This window comes from Anabaena sp. EIM26 (genome assembly GCF_057568715.1).
In genome coordinates this window covers 1,857,893-1,878,755 of record NZ_CM172472.1, presented here as the reverse complement: position 1 = coordinate 1,878,755, position 20,863 = coordinate 1,857,893, and the positions used below count along the sequence as shown (strand labels likewise).

Below are 20,863 nucleotides of genomic sequence, written 5' to 3'. Positions count from 1 at the left end.
AGATAATGAAAATTAAGAGAGATTGAGAGTATAAATTAATAAAGGTTGCATAAAGAGTAAAACAAATGAAAGTTGATAATTATCTTGAAGCAAAGGCACTCACTAAAAAGTTAGAAACCTGTTTACCAATTAAAGTCAAGGCGGCAAAAGAATTATTGAAAATGCTGAAGACAAGAGGAGACATAATAAATCCAGATAAAGAATTTGAAGTTAATTGGGTAGCATATTCTGGAGATGAAGGCGGGATTATGTGCAGATTAATCAGCAAAAACGATAATCCCGAAGATGAAGATAAAGCGCAATATGTAGTATCTATTACCCATCTCAAAATAGATCCAGATCATCCCCATGCAGAAGAAATAGCTACTTATCAACGCGAGCGAAATCGTAAGTTAATGTTACAAAATCGTGGTAGTTTGATAACTGAATTAATGCCTTCACGCCCTCCTAAAACAAAGAAGAGCAGTAAAGGTTTTGGTAAATAATTAGCTCCGAAAACGGTATTGCATTAGCTTGGGAAGTTTTACATTTTTGACATCATCAAAATAGTAATATTCTCCTCTCATTTGCACATTTTGAATTAGGCTTACTGGAGGCATATTTACCACATCATAGCTAATAACTTGATTAGTAAACATGACATCCAAGGGATTTAAAGGATGAGTACAGGTGAATAAATCAGTTTTTGCTTTTGGTTGTGGTAATTTCTCAACTCTGACTTCTGCTTTACTCATCCATTTACCTAAGCGAATCCATTTAGGTAATTTGATTTCTTTTTGAGCAATTAGAAAAAATTCAAATTGACTTTCTGGGGCAATTTCCTTTGCTCGTCCAAAACTAGGAATATTCTTTTGGGTTTTTTCCATTTCTACATGGTAGTTATTATTTGCATATTTCCATGTATTCAGAATAGCTGCATGATTCAAAGAACGAGCCGGAGTTAAATAGATTCCTTGCTCATTTAAAGGGGTTAAATGTTGCTCATATTTTGGCACTTGTTCGGGGCAGAAATAGCGATAGGAATCTTCTTCAGCGACGGTTGTTGAGTAGATTTGACTATCAACTAAACCAAGTGCGTAACAGAGGGCATAATTATGAATTATTGGCTCTGTTTCGTAGAGTCTGCCAATTTCACGGGTGGCAAAATATAGGCTGTCGTGTAGTTCTAATTGACAACGGTAGATAATTGTCATGGCTGTTACTTAGTCTTAGCAGCAGTTTTCTTTTTGCTGATATGTTTACTGGCATATTCTTTAGCTTCAGTGTCAGCTTTTTGCAAAATTGATTTAATTCCCGCTTCGTTATTCGTGAGGTTTTTAACTTCATTAATTAGAGGTACAAAAGCATTACCAATAAAATCTGTATGCACGATAAATTCATCATTCATTAAATTCTCAATTGCACTTTTAGCAGCAGCAATTACATCATCTTCATCTAAAGGATCAGGTGATTTGAGAGTATTATTAGCTTTCATTTGGTCATAGATTGCTTGAGTCCACCGCAGGTTACTAGTGATCTCACCATCAGCAAATACAACGCCAATTAACTCATTTCTAATTCTACCTGTACGAGTTGTTTGTGCGCCATAATGACGAGTTCTCAGGACGTTATTAAAAACGTAAAGAAAATTAGCCTCTGTGGGATCTTTCAATGTGACAATGCTAGGAAAAAATACCTGTGGTCTAATATGATCTTGTTGATTAATCCTACTGGTGACTTCACCAGGTTTAGAACCACTTTCTCCTTTAGAAGCCATTGTCCCATTTTCAAAAGGAGCATTGAGAGTAAATGTTTCATGAGATTCATCAAAAGCTGTAATAGAAAATGCAGTATCAACAACAACTTTTGATTTTTCAGAACCAGAATCACCAATAGCGAAACCGTAAATAATACAATCAGGATTATCCATTGCAAAAGATACGTTATATTCACATTCTTCTGCTGTCATGAATTCGTATTTACGTAATAATTCTCTACCTACCAATCTTTCTGGAGTGGATTGTTTACGCTTGAACATTGAAAGACGGCTAATGGTGTTTTTGTCTTTGACTCCTGCTCTAACTCTTGCTTTGTTGAGTTCGCTATCTGTTTGGAATAAAGGGTAAGATTCGGTAACGCGAATAGTGAGAAAATGAGCATATTTACCCATTGGTTTGTAAGGAATTTCTGCTTGAAATAATTTAGCGTCAACGGTTTTTAAAAGTGTCATGATGTTTCTCCAAAATGAAATTAATTGACGTAATAAAGTAGATTTATTTTCTCGTTCCCATACTCTGTATGGGAATGAATTTTTGAAGGCTCTGCCTTCTGTAAAATAAGGTAGAGTCAGAGACTCTATTAGGCATTCCCAGTCAGAGACTGGGAACGAGAAAAGGTGTGGTTTGATTATTCATTTTCATCAATTTCAGATTTAGTTTTTCCTGCGTTTTCTTTGTCATCTTCTAAACGGTAAAGAAACTCACAAGTATCTCGAATGAGGTTTAATTGACGACCTGCTAAACGTGCGCGATCTTTTGCAAACGATTTTTCAAATACATCCACAACAAAATAGTTTGCAAACTCTAAAACTGCTTGTCTTTCTTCCTCCCTTTTACTCATGATCCAACGTCCTTCCGCAGTAGAAGAATGTACCCGATCCATCAGTTTAAAAACCTCTGCTGCTACGGCTGAAATTAAAGTTTCTCCATCAAATACAATGGAATCTGCTTTAAGAATAGTTTCCGCAGCAATATCAATGGGTTTTAAAACAGCATTAGCTTTAGGATTAAACCGCTTATTTGCCCGATAAAAACGGCGATATAATTCCGTTAATTTCTTTGGATGATTCAAGGTTGATATTTCTCCCACAATTAATTCCTCCTTAGTAGAATCAAATTTTGTATAAGAGTCAAAACAAGGGTAAAAATGATAGGTGTAAAGTTTGATTTTCTCAATTCTTGCGTTTTCAACTCCTTGGTTACGTACCCATTTATTCAGATAAGCAAAGACATACAGAGGACTGGTTTCAAAATCTTTTGCTAATTCCGTAAATTTCCCCCAATTAGCATCATATCCAGTTTTACCTTGTCTAGCATTCACATCTAAATGAATAGCGTAAGCCGCAGTTAAAACATTTAAAGGTGCAGGATATTGAATACCGTACTCTTCCCAGCCTTCTAGAATGTAATCAAGTCTGAATCTATCTCTTTTTACCAAAGTCCGAAAGGCATGAGGCGCACTATCCAGAAATACGGTTTCTTCAAATTCTGCACCATCATTAAATGGAGGAATAGGAGACTCAGAAACTACAGTTTTCACATCTAAAATCATGGGGAAAGCAAACGCTAACCAACTCGGCATTATCCAAGATTCGGTATCAGTGCTGTCTCTTCCTGGTGGTAAAGCCATGAAGTAAAATGTTAATGGTTGATCTTCAGGATAGGAAAGTTTAAATGTGCGGTCTTTTTCACTATCTAAATTCTCATCAATTAAGAAACTATCCACACTTTGATAATTTTCTTTACCTAAATCAACCTGTAAATCTTTACTTATGAAATGATTACGGATGCTAGTATCAAAGCGAGTTTGAGCAATATTCATGTAAGCTTTTTGTAAAAACTTATTAGTTTCTGGAGTGAAGTAATAAGTTGGATAAAAATAGAGATAGCGATATTTACCATCTTCAAATCTTTTACCTACAGCTTGAGTTTGATTCATGAGAATCTGTCTCAACATCATTTCTACACCAGCAATACTAGAAATATTTCGTTTAGCGTTAGAACCTCCTAACATTTGTTTATTTGTATAAACTTGAGGTGTAAATAAAACTGCTGATTCCATTTGCTCAGTTACAGAATAAGCAGAATGAGAAATTGAACAAATTAATTGTTTACCTCTCCCTGGCTTTTTAGCAGCATTATAATTACTCAACTCATTGATAAAATTATCAATTTCAGTTTTTACAGATGTTTCTGTATTGGTAGTGGGTAACATCACAACTCTTGATACCCACAGTCTTAAATCATCCCAACCATCAGGTAATTGATATTGTGCAAGAATTGGGGAAATTAAATCTGTTAAGTAATAAATTACCTGTTGACAATTTTCGCGGACATCTTCAATACCTGGATTTTTTTCTAAATATTTAGCCGCTAGATAATACCATTCATAAGGTACACCTCCTGTATTACCTTTGAGTTTTTGTTCTTTCAAACTTTCATTGATACATTGAATTTCTCTAACTTGGGGAAGATATTCTGTTAAATTCCAAAATTCCGCGACTTTGTGCGTTAAATCAAAATTGGGAACTTCTGGTAATTTTTTATCTTTCTTTCTTGCTGTTTCAATTCTCTCAACTGTTTCATCCCAAATTTTGCGAGTAATTAAATCTCCAAATTCGGCAATTTGATCAATGCGAATACTATCATCAAAGTTAAAATCATAATCAACAGATAAAACATTCTGTTTTTGGAACTTTACTAAATTCTCACTGCGGCTTTTAGCAACAGATGGTTTATTAGTATTGAGAATTCGTAAAGTAGCATCTAACGCAACTTGCATTAAACCAGGAGATTCAAAAAAGAGGTTGTAATATTCAGCATATTTCATTCCTTTTCCATCTCTACCAAATCCCGTTTGTCTCAGTTTTAATTGATCTCTACAAAGGGATTTAATTTTATTAACTACCAAGTCTGGTAAATCTTCTAGTGAGATAGGAGGAGCATCACGCAACGCTAGATAAATTACCCCTGTTGGTAGATATAATAAGGGTTGATAATATCTATTTTCTTCTGTATTTAAGTTAGTGTGAGCTTCAATTACAGCATTATTAACAACGTTGGTTAAAACACCTCTATTTTCAGCAATGTGATGATAGGTGAATTTTAATTTACCATCGCTGAGACTGTGGAGAATCCCATTTAATGTCTGATTTTCGGCATCTTGAGGATGTTTGATAATTGAAGAAAGTAAATCAGCTAAACAAGTTAAATCAGCAAGACATATCAGTATATTATCATCAATTAGTGGTTGTAACCCATACTCAGAAAGATTGAGATTTGTATCATTTCTACGCTGGGCATTATAGGCAATAAATAACAAATCATCTCGATATTCTAACCATGCTGATGGTTCATCAGGGCTGACAAATTTATCAAGTCCTAATTCACAAACCATAACATCTATAATTTCTCTGTGAGCATCTACAGATAACTTACGAATGTCTTGTTCTTTATCTTGACAAATTTCTTTATAAGCATCTGGCATTTTGGGAAATAGCCGATAATCAAATTTTTCAAAATCATGAAGAATAAATCCAGCAATTAATAAACGCCGTTCTTGTTCTTGAATAACTCTTTTTACAGTTGTATTAAGTTTCTTTAGACGACGTTCTATTAAATTAGCTGGTAGTAACCCATTGAGTAAATGAGTATTTAAGGATTGATCACCTGCATTTCTACGATCAATTTTTTTCGGCTCTTTTAATTTTTGATTCTTTCCTAAATTATTTTGATAGTAATTTTCTATTTCTTCCGCTTTCTTCTGATCGAGATAATCAAAAAATTTACCACCTTTGGCTGTGACTCCAACCGCTACCCGTAAAAGATTAGGTAAAACACAATCACTAAATTCTTGCATGATTAAATCATCAGAATTTTCTGATTTAATTGCATTTTGCAATAACCTGAGTGTGAGTATTGCTCCTGTTTTTGTTTCAATTTTTAGATTAGATGTATATTCAAAATCAGAATCATCACCTGTCATCCAATCATCATCTGATAATTCAGGGTTTGAATTATCTGTTATTTCCACTTCTAAAAGTGATAATTGTTGATGCTCATCTGATTTTTTACTTTTTTTAGCCATTTTCTGCACCTAATGTTTATTCAAATCCTTCTAGCAATTTAGCAACTTGTTCTGGATCTGGAAGTTGATTTTTTAGTTCTTGTGGTAATTTAGAAACTATTTGGTAAGTTGCCACACCAATAGGTTTATTAGATTCTTTTAGTGCATATTCAACAATGGTTCTCTGTTTGGATTTACAAAGAATAATCCCAATAGAAGGGTTTTCATCTGGTAATTTGACAGTTTCATCTAAAACAGCTAAATAAAACTGCATTTTGCCCACATATTCAGGTAAAAATTTACCAATCTTTAATTCTATTGCTACCAAACACTTTAAACGCCGATGATATAATAGGATATCTATAAAATATTCTTCATCATCAACTTCTAAGCGATATTGACTACCAATAAAGGCAAATATACCACCCATTTCTTGTAAGAATGGTTGAACTTTTGCTAAAATTGACTCTTCTAGCTGTCGTTCGCTGTGTTCATCTGCTAATTCCAAAAAATTAAAGGTATATTCATCCTTAACTGCTAGTTTTAATTGGTTACGTATCTCTACTGAAATATTTTGATCAAAGTTAGTTTGATTAAGAAGAGTTTTTTCATAAGTTTGATTTTCAATTTGGTGAATTAAAACATTTTTTGTCCAGCCAAATTTTCGAGTCATTCTAATATAAAACTCTCGTTCTAAATCATCTTTACACCTTTCCAAAATGACTAAATTGTGAGTCCACCCAATTTCTGCAACCAATGGTTGCAGTTTTTCATTTTGGCTATATGTGATGTAAAAATTCCGCATATTCCAGATATTTCTAGCAGAAAAACCACTAATACCAGGAAATTCTGTTTGTAAGTCTTTTGCTAATTTTTCTACTACTGATTTACCCCAAACAGCATCCTGTTGTTTAATAACAATCATCTGTCCAATATCCCAATACAAGTTAATCATTTCCCGATTAACTGCCTTTAATGCTTCATACTGGGCTGAACGAATCCGCTGTTGTACTTCCATAAGTAGATGTGTGTATTCGTCAGAAATGGAATTACTCATAAAAGCAATGTTCTAATCTTTACAGTCAAAATTATTTTTTTCTTCTAGTTCCTGATTTCTACCAATTAGATAATCAAATTGACCGAGTTTTCTAAAGAATAAGTCCATTGATTCCTCCATTTCTTCAATTCGACGGTCATGTTCTGAAATTCGATTATCTTGAATAAGATTGTGTTGCTGCTGCGCTTTAATCCGATCAATTAGATCATTGATGACATAACGAAGTTGATCTAAAGGGTCGAGGTTTTGGCTTTGCATCTCCGTTTTCCCTGTCTAAAGGATTACTTAGAGCCTAGCACACTCTTTTTTATAAGACCAGCAAATATTAGTCAAATTTGTTCTTTCAACAAATAATCTGTGAATATGATTCTGTAACCATAAAAAATCTAGATGGCTTTTTTATGCTATCCTTAGTTCGTAGGGTCTTAGAAATAATCCCTTCTTAGGGATTGAAACACAGACTCATCATTCACTGATGCTGACTCTACCCTGCTTACAAAGCAGCGAACCCCTATTAGGGATATCAACACTGCGCTATCCAGATCTCATCCCCTTTACTCTTAAACCAGTGTGTCAAGGTGTCTAGCAATAGTGCAGACTGCCCAAAGGCGATGCAGTATGGAGGTGTATTATCCAAAACACTATACTGGTCACTAATAGGGTAAATCTGAAAGTGCATGGGTAATCTTCCTTGCTGACGTACTTTCTCCACAGGAAAAGGCAATATATAACTAACTAATGCCTGTTTTTTCAATTGTTTGTTAATTTCACTAATCCAATAATTTACAGGTTGCCAAACTTGAATATCTAATAATACCTGTACATCCCAAGTATCAGCAAAAGGTTTTAAATTCCCAGGATAAGTAAATTTCCAATTTAGTCTTTCTTCACGATAGCGAATTAATTTCATAAACCCTAGACATTGTTTAAATCTACCTTTGGGAATGGCTATATCTGTGCGTTCTGAAATTTCTTTGCGACGACGTTCAAATTCTGTAGCTGTCATTGGTTCAATTTCCAAGTTGCTAAGAATGCCAGGTAAATCGTAGGTTTTGAATTTATCAGTCTCATTTTGTTCTGTAATGTCATAAATTCCGCACAGTAAAGGACTTTTACCGCGAAAACTCACAGCTTCTTCTAAAATAGGATTTCCTTTATCTTTTCCTGAAAGTTCCTGCCATTTTTCTTCCCATTCTTTGCTACGAATAAATGCTGCTTTAAGATTAGCTTTTCTTTTGTCAGTGCCAAAAACTATCTCGCAATCTTTCTTGAGTGATTCCTGACTACCTGCTGCATATTGTTGTTTAATATTAGGATGTCCCAATTGTCGAACCAGTCGCATAGATTGAACAATTCCCCACTTAAAGTAATAGCCTGTAAAATCATTGATTTTGCGGTATTTATCTCTAATTTGATCATGAAAAAATGGACGTTCATAAACTTCACCTGCTTTTAAAGGAGGTGTTTCATCATTTTCATGTTTTTCAAAAAGCCTTTTCACTAGAAAATCTGGGACAAGTGCATAAGCAGTAAAATCATTGAAATTAATCTGCTTTCCATCCCGTTCATAACTATCATGTCTTCCGAGTCTACCTAAACGCTGGATAAAATTACCCGCATCTGCTGATTCAAAAAACAAAAAGTTAATTTTGAAATCTACACCAACATCAATAGTACTAGTCCCTAAAACTAAATCAGCATCAAAAGATTTTTCTTTGGTTTTCTTACCAGATAACCCAGTATTTTCTTCAACTGTGAAATTATAAGGCTGGAAAAAAGTTGTAAAAAAATCCTTTAAGCGTTTTACAGCAGCAATGGAATTTAGAATAATTGCGCCTTTGCTACCTGGATGGTTTTGTAAATGTTTTAATATCAATTCTGCATTATCTTTTAACCAAGTTTCAGAAGCTTTAGACGTAGATTCTAAACTAACAAACTGCAATGATATTTCCCCGACTACTTTTCGCCAATCTTGGTTTTTTAGCTGCTGACAATCATCAATACTATTGGGAAAGTAATATTTTTTCTCTTCCAGTGGGTTAATTTCATGACAGCGAAATTCTGCTGATTTAAGTCTTTCAATTAACTGGGGATTGGGTGTAGCAGAAAGAAATAAAAACTTTTTCCGTCTGTTAGTACGACGAATTAACAACATTGTGTTAATTACGCTGGCAATTTGTGGAGATTGAAATACATGAAATTCATCAAATATGATAACATTAAATCGTTTATCTATTCTATTCCAGAGTTTATCAGGATTATCTTTGTACAGTAAATATGCACCATAATGAAGATAGTGAAAAATATCAGGGTTGGTAAGTAAAATTTCAGATTGTGCAGCGCGAGTTTCTAAGGCTACTCCTTTTTTTAAGTTTTCTTTTTCAGCATAAATTTCTAATTCTTGTCCACTTAAACGATTAACACGTGGTTCATGTTCAGGTTTAAATTTATCAATATATCCCCTAATTTGTTTCTCTTGATCTCTAGCAAGTTCATTTGTAGGATATAGCCCCAAAACCGGAGAATGTCTTTGTAAAATGTCTAAATATCCAGCTAAACTTTTACCATCTCCAGTCATTGCAGTATTGAAAACTACGTCAATATTGGGATCGCGTAATGCTTTTAAAGTCTCTAATTGATGCCAAGATAAAGACCAACCATCTGGCAATTTTACCCCGTCAGGTGTGGGAACCGTTTGCGAATAAACAGGTTTGAGTTGAATACTGTAATTTTCTGACATACCCTTAATAACTTATTTCAATTTCTGCAACCATTGGTTGCAGTTTTTCATTTTTACCTTAAAAACTGTCCGTAACTCGTTGCTAAAACCTATAATGGCACTGAAAATAAAAGTTGGCAAGAGAAAACAAGTATAAAGTATACGGACACTTTTAATGAGTCGTAAAGGTCAGTCTATAACCCTGTCGGTATCAGAACGAGATAAAAGCGAACTAGAAGCGATCGCTCTCGAATTCGGTATGATGTGGGGAGAAGATCCCAATATCTCCAAACTCATCAAAGCGATCGCACAACGTGAATTAATAGTTGGTAAAAATCATGACTGGCAGGATTCACGTATCCGTGCCTTACATCGCTGTATAGCTGTATTAACCGACATCGGACAAGTTGAACAAGCGGAAATTATCGCCCATTTGTTACTAGAACGCAGCGAATTATCCGTACCCATGCGGAAGGAAATTGAAGCTTTCCTCAATAATTCTCTTCCATCATGGCGTTTACAAGTTGATCACTATATATTGCGTCAACAACCCTTTCAACTGGCTTATCAAGATGCAGCAGAACGAGTGTTTAATTTTACAGTTCGTTATGCAAAAATTACTCCTCACGAAAAGCGTCAATATCTTGACTGTTGGTGTGAAGAAACTGAAGGCAATTTTGATATCCCAGAATTACAACATAACTGGTGTTTCCGTTTAGACAGAATTAACGAAGCAGCAGTTACGGAAATTACTGGAAAATGGCGTACTAGCTTAGATCAAATAGATGTGGAAATGCACATATTGAACAACTTAGCTTTTGCATATCAAACCAAACCAGAGGATAAAACAGTGGAATGGATACCAGATAAAACACAAGTGAAGCGAGTCATTAGAAAGGTATCGAATACATTTTGGTTTATTCGGGAAATCATGCAATATTCATCTGATTGTATTGTAGTCTCACCGGATAATGTGCGATCGCTCATCAAAGCCAAACTTATCACCCTATCTCAACATTATGACTTAAACTTTCATTCCTAAAATCCATCAAAAAACGATTCAGGAGTTATAATCTGTCGCAGCGGGAAAGCAAGCCACAGAATAAAACGTCAAATTAACTCCTGAATTTATTTCTAAATTTCATCAAACTCCATTTAGAAACGCATAAATAAAATTACTTAAATATCACTATTTAAGCTAACCCTACCGTCTTAGGTAATTTAAAATTACTAATTTACAAGTAATACCATACCCTCAGAAGCTAATAACACATTAGGAAAAGCAGCTTTAAGTTGGTTTTGAATTTGGTCAAGAAAAACATCATCATCATCTGGATGATGGTGTGAAATCACCAAGCGTTTGACACCAGCACTTTGTGCTAAATCCACGGGAGTTTTCCAGAGTAATTCAGCATATTCATGGTTTTTATTAGTTGGTGGAGTGTAAGTGGCATTAGTAACCAGCAAATCAACACCGTCAATAATTTGTAGAATTTGTTTTTGTTCTTCTAAATCCAGACTTTGATGCAAATCTGTCGCGTAAGCAACACTATAGTCCCCCCAGCTGATACGATAACCAATTGACCTCTGATTTTTATTGATTAATGCCGTTGTAATTTTGACTTCGCCTAACTCTACCAAATTACCAGGAGTCAAATTATAAAAAATCAACTCCGACTGCATCACCTGCAAAGGGTAAGGAAAGTGAGGCTGGAGCATCTGATCACATAAACATTGTTTAATTGACGCACCATTTGAGGCAGCAGTACCATAAATATGAAAGCTGTTGTCGGCAATAAATGCAGGAGAGAAAAAAGGAAATCCTTGGATACGATTTGACTGGCAATTGGTAAAAAATAAATGCGCCTCTAGCGGATTTTCCTGTTGTTGCCAAGTTTTACCTAGTACGCGTAAGCCAGTACCTCCATCAAAAACCAAACGTTTTCCTGCTACATATATTTCTACACAAGCAGTATTACTGCCATACCCGCAAGTATGGCTATTTGGGGTAGGAATTAAACCGCGTACCCCCCAAAATTTAACCCAAAACTCCCCAGCAAGGTTATTTAGCATGGGAGTTACTTCTTGATCGACATAGGTTTGAGAATCAGATAGCTCAAAATTTGGCATTTTTTTTGAAATTAGAGCTTACTGAGCAGATCATCGTAGTTTCTTACTTCTAGCATCCTGTTTATTTCATCCACAATGACGACCGTAGGAGAGTAGTTTTTTAACTCTTCTAAAGTAAACTGCCCGTAAGTCATTATAATCAAACGATCACCAATAATGCCTAGACGTGAGGCCGCTCCATTTAACTCAATTGTTCCTGAGTTAGCGGGGGCAGGAATAGCATAAGTAATAAAACGCTTACCATTAGCATTATTTACTACTTGTACTTGCTCGTAAGGTAAAATACCAGCTTGATCTAAAAGAATTTCATCTATGCTGATACTACCCACATAGTGGAGATTTGCCCCCGTGAGGGTACAGTTATGAATCTTAGCCAAAAGGAGAGTGCGCTGCATTTCGTTTTGGGTTTTTCCGTAACAACCGCGAGTAGTTTAAGTCTCTTTAGTTGATTTATAGGTGCTTGTTGAAATTGTAACATCAGTAATTTGTGAGTCAGCGCGATTGGGTGGGTTCTTCCGCTTCAAGCTACTGCCAAACCCCTAAGGATCGGCTTCCCTATATAGCTGGCTTCTCCACCAGGGTGCGACTGACGAATCCGAAGGGTAATTGGTAATAAGTAAACAGCAGGTTATAGGTAACACAGAACAGTATCTATTCCTTGTTTCCCTTTTACAGTCAACCATTACCCATTACCCCACCATCTATTTTTTAGCAGCTTTGATGAACTTCTCTACTAAGGGTGCAACCCTGTCTACATCTTGCCAACCGAGAATTTCTGTCACCTTTTTTTCCAAATTTTTATAACTACGGAAAAATTCGGCAATTTCGTCCAGACGGTGGGGCGCTATGTCTTTCAAAGATTTTACATGGGCGTAGCGTGGATCTTTGTCGGGTACACAAAGAATTTTTTCGTCGCGATCGCCACCATCAATCATTTCTAAATAACCAATCGGTCTTGCTGGAATGACGCAACCAGGAAAGGTGGGTTCATCCATGATGACCATACCATCTAGCGGATCGCCATCATCAGCTAAAGTGTTAGGTATAAAACCATAGTCGTAAGGATATTGTACGGAAGAAGAAAGTACCCGGTCTAGGGCAAAAGCTTGCAAATCCTTATCAAATTCGTATTTATTTTTACTCCCGCCAGCAATTTCAATCAGAACATTGATCACACCCGGTTTCGGTTGGGCAGGAATAAGAGATAAATCCACAACAAAACTCCTTCGCTAACAGTGAATCAAGGTAGCACGCAGTTCGGCTCCCCGTATCAGATTTTAGGGCAATAGTGGATCTCTTCCCAAGCTATTCATCATAAACTGCAATTTATAGTCCTTTTGTACTATTTCAATAGGGAGAGGACTTACCCTAGATGTGGCTGAAAACCTGATTATTACGTAGTGGTAATTCATGTAGCTTGCTTGCCCGTTGAGGTATTACCCCTACTTTCGTAATGTTTTGCGTCAGTCCTGCTATAAAAAAACGCTGCCAATTTCTAGCAACGCTTTTTTCCGTCATTATTTGAGATTTCGCTGGGACTTATTTACCTTTGGGGGTAATTTTGGTCAATACCAGCTAATTTCTCGCTGGTGGTATTTTCTGGAGTTTATGTTTATTCTTTACCTCTGGCCAGATGATAGGTTAGCTGTTGCTGATTATTTTGAACATCAGGTGAAGAATAGTGTGAAATTATAAACACCGGTAGGATAAGGGTAATGAGAGCGATCGCAGTTCCCACAATGTCTGCCAAACGTTGGGAATATGTGTCGTGAGAATTGGCAGACGGGCTATTTGAATTCATACAAAATTGTGGTTCTTCATATCACTGTAGTTTTGCTCTCCAAAAAAGAGAGTCTCAATACTATTTTAGCTATTTTTCTTCGGTAAAATCTGTAGCTTTAAAGAATTTCATCCAGTTTAAAAAGTGGCACACTCTGTTTTTATACATGGCTATTTTGTTACAAATTAAAGATCAAAGATTTGATGCTTTATTTGGTGACTAATTCTTTCATAAACTTCCTTCTTTCATGTCAGGATTACTTGACTTAGTGATCATGATCACAGCATGATTAATTACCCTGTGGATTTGAATTGAGATTTGAGAATCTAGGGAGATTACTCGCATATTCTATCAGTCTAACACCTCAAAATACTTGTATTTAGGTTAATTGCGCCGATTTCTTGGGGTTTGATACACCAAAAAGTTAGCTAAACCCACTTACAGCATATTTGGTATTTTCGATCGCTCAGATGTAGATACAATCAAAGCTACCAGCATTCCGGAAAATCACTGCCATAATTTTTTTACAAAATATTTCTACGCTGAAAATAAAGTTACTGTGATAAAAATTTTCTACTAACATTCAGTAATTTTAACTAAAAATATGAACAACTAAAAATTGTATATCGTAGTACTTATGACTAATTTTTTAGCAATCTATATATCAGTAGATTAAATAAGTTAGCCCCCTTTATTCCCAAAGCAGGAGGCTAAAGAAGTTAGTTTTAGTTAATGCTTTGAAAGGTTAAGGAAACACAAAAAAATAAATTACCCCAAAATTGTAGCGTGGGTTACATTCCGCTAAGGAACGCAAATTTAATAACCTGCAATTCTGATTTAACGTGGAATGGTGCGTTACGCTGTCGCTAACACACCCTACTTTTGCACTTTATTTAATTCACATTCCTAACCCACCATTATTCCTTCAGTTTAAAGTGAGTTAGGAGAGTAGCCCCGAAATAGCTCAACCTTTGCCATAAGCACTCATTGGTTCTTTGATAAATCGGATATAAAGATGTCTAAATGTAGACTTAATCACACGAGGCATGGCAAAATCAATGGGCATTAATTTTTCTGGTAATTGCCAATCTGCAATTTGGAGTAAATCTGGTGATAAATTAGGAAACTCAATATCGCTTAATTCGGGGCAAATTCCTAATCTTTGGGAAGCTGCAACGGTGGGAACTTGTGCAGGTGAAACTTGGAGAACTTCTAACATTGCTCTATCTAAAGCAAACACATTCTCTGATGCTGCTAAAACTTCTAAATTACGAGGTTCTCCGCCACTTGGACCATTGCCTTCATGACCGATAATACCATCTAAAATAGTTAAAGTGGGATTAATAGCCCTGGCAGTTTCTACCAACATTTCGCCAAATCTTTCAGCATCTTTTCCTGCTTCCATGTGCCACCAGGCTTTCATTTTCCCAGGAACACAACCAAAGAGATTTTTGACTCCTAAAGTAACAGTTAATTGCATATGAGATTTAACTTTGGGTAAGTTAATAATCACATCTGCTTCCATTGCTTCTTTAGAGAGTAGCAGGTGATTAAAATTGTCGTTGACTGTTTGATAACGTTTACCGTGAAACTCCACAATTGGTAAATTTAATGCTTCTAAAATTGGTAATAAACCATTAGCGATAGCGACACCTTTAGCACTACCAAAAGCGGGACTATCTCCTAAAAATGGCTTACCACCAACAGCAATTACCATTTCGGCAACGGCGCGAACTAATTCTGGGCGCGTGGTACACTCTTTAGTAGGACGAGAACCGGTGAGTAGGTTAGGTTTGAGTAAAACGCGATCGCCCTTTTTGACAAAAGCAGCCATTCCCCCATAGGCTTCTAGCAGGGTTTCCAAGGATTCTTTTAAAGCATCTTGTTCGTAAGATTTAGCCCGAATCAGGCTGACAGACGGTTTTTGTGTTTGCATGGTTAATAATTGCGTTATATGAAAATAATATAAACGAAATTTAATTGAGAAACCACTCGATATCAAGTAATTGATCAAGGGAGTAAGGGCATTCTGGTGGAAAATTAACGGAATTTTGAGTTTTAATTTTCACAAAACCTAACGCATCCTTATAAATAGAATTTAATTCTGCTTCTAAATAATTACGAAGATTATTAGTAATCTTGCGTTTTAATTGAATTCTAAAAGTATAAATTTCTCCTTGCCAGTGAACTGAATTACTTTCATATTCACTTGTCCAATATTGAAGTAGTAATAAATGACGTATAATCTGTTCTAGAAGACTGGCTACAGCATTTTTATCTCTTTTTCCCAAATCTTCTAACTCCTCAATTAAATTATCTAAGTCTAATTTTTGAAATTGGTGATTTTTAAGCAATTTGATTGTTTCTTCTAGCCATTGAGAATCATCAATTTCGTAGAGTTGTTTTAAATCGGTAATAGTTTTCATAACTCTGACCTATTGAGAGTATTCTATTTATATAGTAATATGAATTAATTTTTGTGGGGATGATCGCCATAAATTATAAGAATTAAACATTTTTTGAGGGTTTAGCATTGCTAAACCCCTACATCTTTATAAAGGAATGATACCGGAGGTCAGCGCAACGATCGCACTCATTTGCTCTAAATCTAAGACGGTGGCTAATTCTGCTTCCGTCATTAAGCCTTTTTCTAGCACTATTTGACGCAGAGATTTACCTGTTTCCAAAGATTCTTTAGCCACAGCCGCAGCATTTAAATAACCGATGTGAGGATTTAAGGCGGTGACTAATGCTAAACTACCTTCTGCGTAAGCTAAACAACGTTCTTTATTAGCCGTAATACCTTGAATACAGCTGGAAGTGAGAGCAGAAATAGTATTACCTAAAATTTCGATACTGTGAATTAGATTATAGGCAATGAGGGGCATCATCACATTTAATTCTAATTGTCCAGCTTGGGCAGCGAGTGCGATCGCACTATCATATCCCATCACCTGAAAACAGACCATTGAAGTCATCTCTGCCATCACCGGGTTATATTTCCCCGGCATAATCGAAGAACCAGGTTGGACTGGAGGCAGTTGAATTTCCTTAAACCCTGTTTTGGGGCCAGAATCCATTAAACGTAGGTCATGGGAGATTTTCACCAAGTCCTGGGCTAAATTCCGCAACGCCCCGGAAACATTCACAAATGCACCCATACTTTGCATTGCAGCCATTAAATGCGGTGCAGGTTCTAGGGGAAACTCTAATAACTGTGAAAGCACTTCTACCACCCGTTTGCGATATTCAGGATGAGTATTCATACCTGTTCCCGCAGCACTACCACCTAAACCCAACACCATCAAATCTCCAGAAGCGATATAAAGACGGTTTTGATGCTCTGAAAGAATATAAGCCCAAGCCCGGAAATTTTCACCCAAACGCACAGGTACAGCGTCTTGCAGGTGTGTTCTCCCAGATTTGACAATATCTTGAAATTCGGCCGCTTTTGCTTCTAAAACCGAAATTGCCTGTTCTAAAGCTGGGTGTAGAGTTTGGGTAAGTGCCAATAAACCACCAATGCGAATAGCTGTAGGGATAACATCATTGGTAGACTGGCCATAGTTCACATGATCGTTAGGACTAACCCGTTTGTAATTGCCTTTTTCATCCCCAAGAATTTCCAAAGCCCGATTTGCGAGAACTTCATTAACATTCATGTGGTGAGAAGTTCCTGCACCAGCTTGGTAGATATCAACTACAAACTGATCTCGTAACTTACCTGCAAGGATTTCATCAACAGCTTTGATAATAACTTCACTTATATCTGCGGGAATACAACCCAGTTCACCATTGACAATTGCGGTAGCTTTTTTAATATATAAACAAGCATCAACGTAAGTGGGTAAAGGTTTTAAACCGCTAATGGGGAAGTTTTCGATAGCGCGTTGGGTTTGGATACCGTAATAAACATGATTAGGGATAGAGCGATCGCCCATCGAATCCCGTTCAATGCGAAAATCTGTATTGTCAGTCATAGTCTGGTTTGAATAATCTCAAAATAGAGATCATCCCATGCAAGTACACTAAAAGCCTAATTTAGAAATTATATATTTCGCGTCCAGAGGTTGTCGCAGACTCCAAAGCAACCCAGACAGCGCTGATATTGTCGGATAGTTCATCCCTCTAAGCCCATTCCCAAACTACAATAAGAAGATATATGTCAGTATTTTGATTAATTTGCTCTATGTCAGTTTTAGCAGCGATCGCAGTTTTGGCTATTTTGATTTTGGTACATGAGTTTGGACACTTTATAGCTGCCCGTTCTCAAGGCATTTACGTTAACCGCTTTTCCTTGGGTTTTGGGCCGATTCTTTTAAAGTACCAAGGATCACAAACGGAATATACTATCCGCGCTTTCCCTCTAGGTGGCTTTGTCGGCTTCCCTGATGACGATCCTGATAGCCAAATTCCACCCAACGACCCAAATCTGCTGCGGAACCGTCCAGTTTTAGACCGAGCAATCGTCATTAGTGCTGGAGTAATAGCAAATCTCATATTTGCCTATTTAATGCTGGCTCTGCAATTGGGTATCGTTGGCATACCACAAGAATTTAAGTATCAACCCGGTGTCATTGTCAAACCAGTTAATGAACAATCCGTTGCTTACCAAGCCGGTCTGAGAGAAGGAGACATTATACTGGCAGTTAATGGTCAAGAACTCGCAGCTGATAGCAGTTCAACTTTGTTACTCACCAAAGAAATTCAAACCCATCCAAATCAGCAAATCGATCTGAAAGTTCAGCAACAAAACCAACAAATCCCCCTGAAATTAACTCCTCAACAGGGTGCTGACGGTAAAGGCTTAGTTGGGATTGAACTAGGCCCCAATGGCAAAGCAATTTATCGTCGTCCTCAAAATCCTGGGGAGATATTCACCGTTGCAGCTAATCGGTTTCAACAGTTATTGGTGGGTACACTCAAAGGCTTTGGACAATTAGCTACCAACTTTCAACAAACCGTTGGTCAAGTTTCCGGCCCAGTAAATATTGTTAAAATTGGCGCAAAATTAGCTGCTGACAATCTTGCTAATTTGTTCTCTTTTGCAGCAATTATCAGCATTAACTTAGCAGTTATCAATATTTTACCTCTACCAGCCTTAGACGGTGGACAACTGGCTTTTCTGCTCATTGAAGGTTTACGCGGTAAGCCTTTACCTATGAAAATTCAAGAAGGTGTGATGCAAACTGGTTTAGTGTTACTCTTAGGATTAGGTATTTTCCTAATTGTTAAAGAAACAACTCAGTTAACATCCCAGTTAGATTGGGTACAAAAATTGTTCCAGTAGTATATCTCGTTCCTAGTCTCCGGCTGGGAATGCCATGACTGAGGCTCTGCCTCAACTATCCTAAAATTGTTCCAGTAACTGTGATTACAGTAGTATATCTCGTTCCCAGTCTCCGGCTGGGAATGCTATTACTGAGGCTCTGCCTCAACTATCCTATCAGGCAGATTCTAGAATCAGAGACCGAGAAAAACTAGAAAATAAATCCAAAATCGTCAATCTAAAATCTAAAATTTCTTGACTCGTAAATCATTATCAAAAAAGCAACGCGCTTTAGAAATTCTCTCTCGTCTCCAGCATCTTTATCCAGATGCTACTTGCTCTTTAGACTATTCAACTCCTGTACAATTATTAGTAGCAACTATTCTCTCCGCTCAATGTACAGATGAACGAGTCAATAAAGTTACCCCGGCATTATTTGGGAAATTTCCTGATGCGGAAAATTTAGCCAAAGCTGATTTATTAGAGTTAGAAGAATTAGTACGTTCGACTGGATTTTATCACAATAAAGCCAAGAATATTCAAGGCGCTTGTCGGATGATTGTGAATGATTTTAACTCTATTGTTCCTAATCAAATGGAACAACTTTTAAAACTTCCAGGAGTAGCACGGAAAACAGCAAATGTAGTCTTAGCTCATGCTTATGGCATCAATGCTGGGGTGACAGTAGATACACACGTAAAGCGGTTAAGTCAACGTTTAGGATTGACTACAAATACTGAACCTGTGGGGATTGAAAAAGATTTAATGAAGTTATTACCCCAACCAGATTGGGAAAATTGGTCAATTCGTTTAATTTATCATGGTCGGGCTGTGTGTAAGGCTCGTTCTCCTGGTTGTGATGTCTGTGAATTGGCTGATTTATGTGCAAGGAAGTTATAATTTTATACACATAAAGATTCAGGATACAAAACCGCCGGTCTGCGTAGCGTCTCCAAACTCCTGCCTCCTGCCTCCTGCCTCCAAACTCCGAACTCCGTTCGCGAAGCGTCTCCGTTCGGCGAAGCCGTGCCGTAGGCATAGGAGAAACTCCGAACTCCTTATTAGCAATTTCCCTATAATTGTTCTGGACATTGTATGATGGGGAATGGTGTCTTTAACTAGATTAGGGAATTCATGGCAAAAAAGAGCATGATTGAGCGCGAGAAAAAACGCGCCAAGATGGTGGAAAAATATGCTGACAAGCGGGAAGCACTATTAGACGAGTTCAAAAGTGCGGAATCTCCCCTAGATAAGCTGGAAATCCACCGCAAAATTCAACAATTACCTCGTAACAGTGCGCCTAACCGTCGTCGTAATCGTTGCTGGGTTACAGGTCGTCCTAGAGCTGTATACCGTGATTTTGGACTGTCTCGGAACGTACTGCGGGAATGGGCGCACCAAGGGCTTTTACCTGGCGTTGTTAAGTCTAGCTGGTAATCAATGGTCAATCAATTTTGGATTTTAGATTTTAGATTTTAGATTGACCCCACACCTTTATTCTGGGGCTTAGGCAAGAGATTTTGGATTGGCGAGTACAGGATTTTTCCATAGTTGAAGCAGCGGTAGCTCTGAAACCTAGTTTCAATTGAAGATTTTGATGATTCAATCCAAAATCCCAAATTTAAAATCTAAAATTCGGTCATTAGTCATTTACTCTAAATCAATGACCAATGACCAATGACCAAGATAATTATTGACCACAACAACGATCAATTCCCAGACTTTCTAAGAGTAGATCGCTAACGGCGTTGGCGATCGCAAATTCTCCATAAAAGCTCTTGGAAAAATCGAATGCCTGCATCTCTGTCACAATCGCAATTACCAGAGATCCTAAGTCGTTCTCTCCTTCCATACGTTGTCGCACAAAAATCTGTGCTGCCCGTTGAGCGATTTTTTGATTAATTAATTCAGGAAGAAATTCAGCATCTAGCCACCGCAGTAGTCGCTTTTGCAACCATTCACCTTCTAACTGAGGATTCTCAGACGGTGGTAAAGTAATGGACGAAATTGGCTCAGTCATCTTTGTATATCTTAAATAGATTTTGTTTACCAAGGTAATCTCAGAAGAACTTAGAATCTTGCTGA

General features: G+C 36.9%; 20 protein-coding genes. 5 read left to right on the top strand and 15 right to left on the bottom strand.

The window, feature by feature from the left end; genetic code table 11:
• Positions 1 to 65 precede the first annotated feature (65 nt).
• Complete coding sequence (locus tag AC012T_RS08045) at positions 66 to 485, top strand: hypothetical protein (protein ID WP_487064644.1); 420 nt, start codon at positions 66 to 68, stop codon at positions 483 to 485.
• Here AC012T_RS08045 and cas5d read toward each other — a convergent pair whose 3' ends face one another.
• The 6 genes from cas5d to cas3 form a co-directional block, all read right to left on the bottom strand.
• A complete protein-coding gene (gene cas5d, locus AC012T_RS08040; protein WP_487064642.1) occupies positions 486 to 1,193 on the bottom strand; it encodes a type I-D CRISPR-associated protein Cas5/Csc1 in 708 nt (235 codons plus the stop codon).
• Positions 1,194 to 1,198: 5 nt separating this feature from the next.
• A complete protein-coding gene (cas7d, locus tag AC012T_RS08035) occupies positions 1,199 to 2,209 on the bottom strand; it encodes a type I-D CRISPR-associated protein Cas7/Csc2 (RefSeq protein ID WP_487064640.1) in 1,011 nt (336 codons plus the stop codon).
• A 176-nt stretch (positions 2,210 to 2,385) separates the two neighbouring features.
• The gene (gene cas10d, locus AC012T_RS08030; RefSeq protein WP_487064638.1) at positions 2,386 to 5,844 is read right to left on the bottom strand and encodes a type I-D CRISPR-associated protein Cas10d/Csc3; all 3,459 of its coding nucleotides are present in this window, start codon (positions 5,842 to 5,844) and stop codon (positions 2,386 to 2,388) included.
• Between the two features lie 16 nt (positions 5,845 to 5,860).
• Positions 5,861 to 6,880 carry a PDDEXK nuclease domain-containing protein gene (locus AC012T_RS08025; RefSeq protein WP_487064636.1) on the bottom strand — a complete coding sequence of 340 codons (1,020 nt, stop codon included), beginning with the start codon at positions 6,878 to 6,880 and terminating at the stop codon, positions 5,861 to 5,863.
• Positions 6,881 to 6,892: 12 nt separating this feature from the next.
• Positions 6,893 to 7,138 carry a hypothetical protein gene (locus AC012T_RS08020; RefSeq protein ID WP_487064634.1) on the bottom strand — a complete coding sequence of 82 codons (246 nt, stop codon included), beginning with the start codon at positions 7,136 to 7,138 and terminating at the stop codon, positions 6,893 to 6,895.
• Positions 7,139 to 7,403: 265 nt separating this feature from the next.
• Complete coding sequence (cas3, locus tag AC012T_RS08015; RefSeq protein ID WP_487064632.1) at positions 7,404 to 9,620, bottom strand: type I-D CRISPR-associated helicase Cas3'; 2,217 nt, start codon at positions 9,618 to 9,620, stop codon at positions 7,404 to 7,406.
• 154 nt (positions 9,621 to 9,774) lie between these two features.
• Here cas3 and AC012T_RS08010 point away from each other — a divergent pair, with 154 nt between their 5' ends.
• On the top strand, positions 9,775 to 10,641 hold the full coding sequence (locus AC012T_RS08010) for a helix-turn-helix transcriptional regulator (RefSeq protein WP_487064630.1): 867 nt from the start codon (positions 9,775 to 9,777) through the stop codon (positions 10,639 to 10,641).
• 188 nt (positions 10,642 to 10,829) lie between these two features.
• Here the strand turns inward: AC012T_RS08010 and AC012T_RS08005 are convergent, their stop codons facing one another.
• From AC012T_RS08005 to AC012T_RS07970, 8 genes are all read right to left on the bottom strand, one after another.
• The gene (locus AC012T_RS08005; protein ID WP_487064628.1) at positions 10,830 to 11,729 is read right to left on the bottom strand and encodes an MBL fold metallo-hydrolase; all 900 of its coding nucleotides are present in this window, start codon (positions 11,727 to 11,729) and stop codon (positions 10,830 to 10,832) included.
• Between the two features lie 11 nt (positions 11,730 to 11,740).
• Entirely contained in the window at positions 11,741 to 12,124 is a 384-nt protein-coding gene (gene panD / locus AC012T_RS08000) for an aspartate 1-decarboxylase (protein WP_015213674.1), read from the bottom strand.
• A gap of 306 nt (positions 12,125 to 12,430) precedes the next feature.
• A complete protein-coding gene (locus AC012T_RS07995; protein ID WP_015213675.1) occupies positions 12,431 to 12,943 on the bottom strand; it encodes an inorganic diphosphatase in 513 nt (170 codons plus the stop codon).
• Positions 12,944 to 13,097: 154 nt separating this feature from the next.
• Positions 13,098 to 13,247: a hypothetical protein gene (locus AC012T_RS07990; protein ID WP_487064625.1), complete on the bottom strand. Its 150-nt coding sequence runs from the start codon at positions 13,245 to 13,247 to the stop codon at positions 13,098 to 13,100.
• A 94-nt stretch (positions 13,248 to 13,341) separates the two neighbouring features.
• Positions 13,342 to 13,530 (bottom strand): TLTLP motif-containing protein, encoded by a 189-nt coding sequence (locus tag AC012T_RS07985; RefSeq protein WP_438889580.1) that lies wholly within the window; start codon positions 13,528 to 13,530, stop codon positions 13,342 to 13,344.
• A 943-nt stretch (positions 13,531 to 14,473) separates the two neighbouring features.
• The gene (locus tag AC012T_RS07980) at positions 14,474 to 15,445 is read right to left on the bottom strand and encodes an Npun_F2552 family protein (protein ID WP_487064623.1); all 972 of its coding nucleotides are present in this window, start codon (positions 15,443 to 15,445) and stop codon (positions 14,474 to 14,476) included.
• Positions 15,446 to 15,485: 40 nt separating this feature from the next.
• Entirely contained in the window at positions 15,486 to 15,935 is a 450-nt protein-coding gene (locus AC012T_RS07975) for a DUF29 domain-containing protein (protein ID WP_487064621.1), read from the bottom strand.
• Positions 15,936 to 16,061: 126 nt separating this feature from the next.
• On the bottom strand, positions 16,062 to 17,489 hold the full coding sequence (locus AC012T_RS07970; RefSeq protein ID WP_487064619.1) for an aspartate ammonia-lyase: 1,428 nt from the start codon (positions 17,487 to 17,489) through the stop codon (positions 16,062 to 16,064).
• A gap of 209 nt (positions 17,490 to 17,698) precedes the next feature.
• Here AC012T_RS07970 and rseP point away from each other — a divergent pair, with 209 nt between their 5' ends.
• From rseP to rpsN, 3 genes are all read left to right on the top strand, one after another.
• Entirely contained in the window at positions 17,699 to 18,799 is a 1,101-nt protein-coding gene (gene rseP / locus AC012T_RS07965) for an RIP metalloprotease RseP (RefSeq protein WP_487064617.1), read from the top strand.
• Between the two features lie 234 nt (positions 18,800 to 19,033).
• Positions 19,034 to 19,678: an endonuclease III gene (gene nth / locus AC012T_RS07960; protein ID WP_487064615.1), complete on the top strand. Its 645-nt coding sequence runs from the start codon at positions 19,034 to 19,036 to the stop codon at positions 19,676 to 19,678.
• A gap of 234 nt (positions 19,679 to 19,912) precedes the next feature.
• Positions 19,913 to 20,215, top strand: coding sequence for a 30S ribosomal protein S14 (gene rpsN / locus AC012T_RS07955; RefSeq protein ID WP_438889585.1), 303 nt, complete (start codon positions 19,913 to 19,915; stop codon positions 20,213 to 20,215).
• A gap of 253 nt (positions 20,216 to 20,468) precedes the next feature.
• Here the strand turns inward: rpsN and AC012T_RS07950 are convergent, their stop codons facing one another.
• Positions 20,469 to 20,798, bottom strand: coding sequence for a hypothetical protein (locus AC012T_RS07950; RefSeq protein ID WP_438889586.1), 330 nt, complete (start codon positions 20,796 to 20,798; stop codon positions 20,469 to 20,471).
• Positions 20,799 to 20,863 lie beyond the last annotated feature (65 nt).

What these genes read in the sequence shown, in the direction of transcription:
- rseP (WP_487064617.1), top strand. Translation starts at nt 17,699, where the DNA reads ATGTCAGTTTTAGCAGCGATCGCAGTTTTGGCTATTTTGATTTTGGTA.
- AC012T_RS07970 (WP_487064619.1), bottom strand. Translation starts at nt 17,489, where the DNA reads ATGACTGACAATACAGATTTTCGCATTGAACGGGATTCGATGGGCGAT.
- AC012T_RS08020 (WP_487064634.1), bottom strand. Translation starts at nt 7,138, where the DNA reads ATGCAAAGCCAAAACCTCGACCCTTTAGATCAACTTCGTTATGTCATC.
- AC012T_RS08010 (WP_487064630.1), top strand. Translation starts at nt 9,775, where the DNA reads ATGAGTCGTAAAGGTCAGTCTATAACCCTGTCGGTATCAGAACGAGAT.
- panD (WP_015213674.1), bottom strand. Translation starts at nt 12,124, where the DNA reads ATGCAGCGCACTCTCCTTTTGGCTAAGATTCATAACTGTACCCTCACG.
- rpsN (WP_438889585.1), top strand. Translation starts at nt 19,913, where the DNA reads ATGGCAAAAAAGAGCATGATTGAGCGCGAGAAAAAACGCGCCAAGATG.
- AC012T_RS07950 (WP_438889586.1), bottom strand. Translation starts at nt 20,798, where the DNA reads ATGACTGAGCCAATTTCGTCCATTACTTTACCACCGTCTGAGAATCCT.
- AC012T_RS07985 (WP_438889580.1), bottom strand. Translation starts at nt 13,530, where the DNA reads ATGAATTCAAATAGCCCGTCTGCCAATTCTCACGACACATATTCCCAA.
- AC012T_RS08005 (WP_487064628.1), bottom strand. Translation starts at nt 11,729, where the DNA reads ATGCCAAATTTTGAGCTATCTGATTCTCAAACCTATGTCGATCAAGAA.
- AC012T_RS08045 (WP_487064644.1), top strand. Translation starts at nt 66, where the DNA reads ATGAAAGTTGATAATTATCTTGAAGCAAAGGCACTCACTAAAAAGTTA.
- AC012T_RS07975 (WP_487064621.1), bottom strand. Translation starts at nt 15,935, where the DNA reads ATGAAAACTATTACCGATTTAAAACAACTCTACGAAATTGATGATTCT.
- AC012T_RS08025 (WP_487064636.1), bottom strand. Translation starts at nt 6,880, where the DNA reads ATGAGTAATTCCATTTCTGACGAATACACACATCTACTTATGGAAGTA.
- cas3 (WP_487064632.1), bottom strand. Translation starts at nt 9,620, where the DNA reads ATGTCAGAAAATTACAGTATTCAACTCAAACCTGTTTATTCGCAAACG.
- AC012T_RS07990 (WP_487064625.1), bottom strand. Translation starts at nt 13,247, where the DNA reads ATGACGGAAAAAAGCGTTGCTAGAAATTGGCAGCGTTTTTTTATAGCA.
- cas10d (WP_487064638.1), bottom strand. Translation starts at nt 5,844, where the DNA reads ATGGCTAAAAAAAGTAAAAAATCAGATGAGCATCAACAATTATCACTT.
- cas7d (WP_487064640.1), bottom strand. Translation starts at nt 2,209, where the DNA reads ATGACACTTTTAAAAACCGTTGACGCTAAATTATTTCAAGCAGAAATT.
- AC012T_RS07980 (WP_487064623.1), bottom strand. Translation starts at nt 15,445, where the DNA reads ATGCAAACACAAAAACCGTCTGTCAGCCTGATTCGGGCTAAATCTTAC.
- cas5d (WP_487064642.1), bottom strand. Translation starts at nt 1,193, where the DNA reads ATGACAATTATCTACCGTTGTCAATTAGAACTACACGACAGCCTATAT.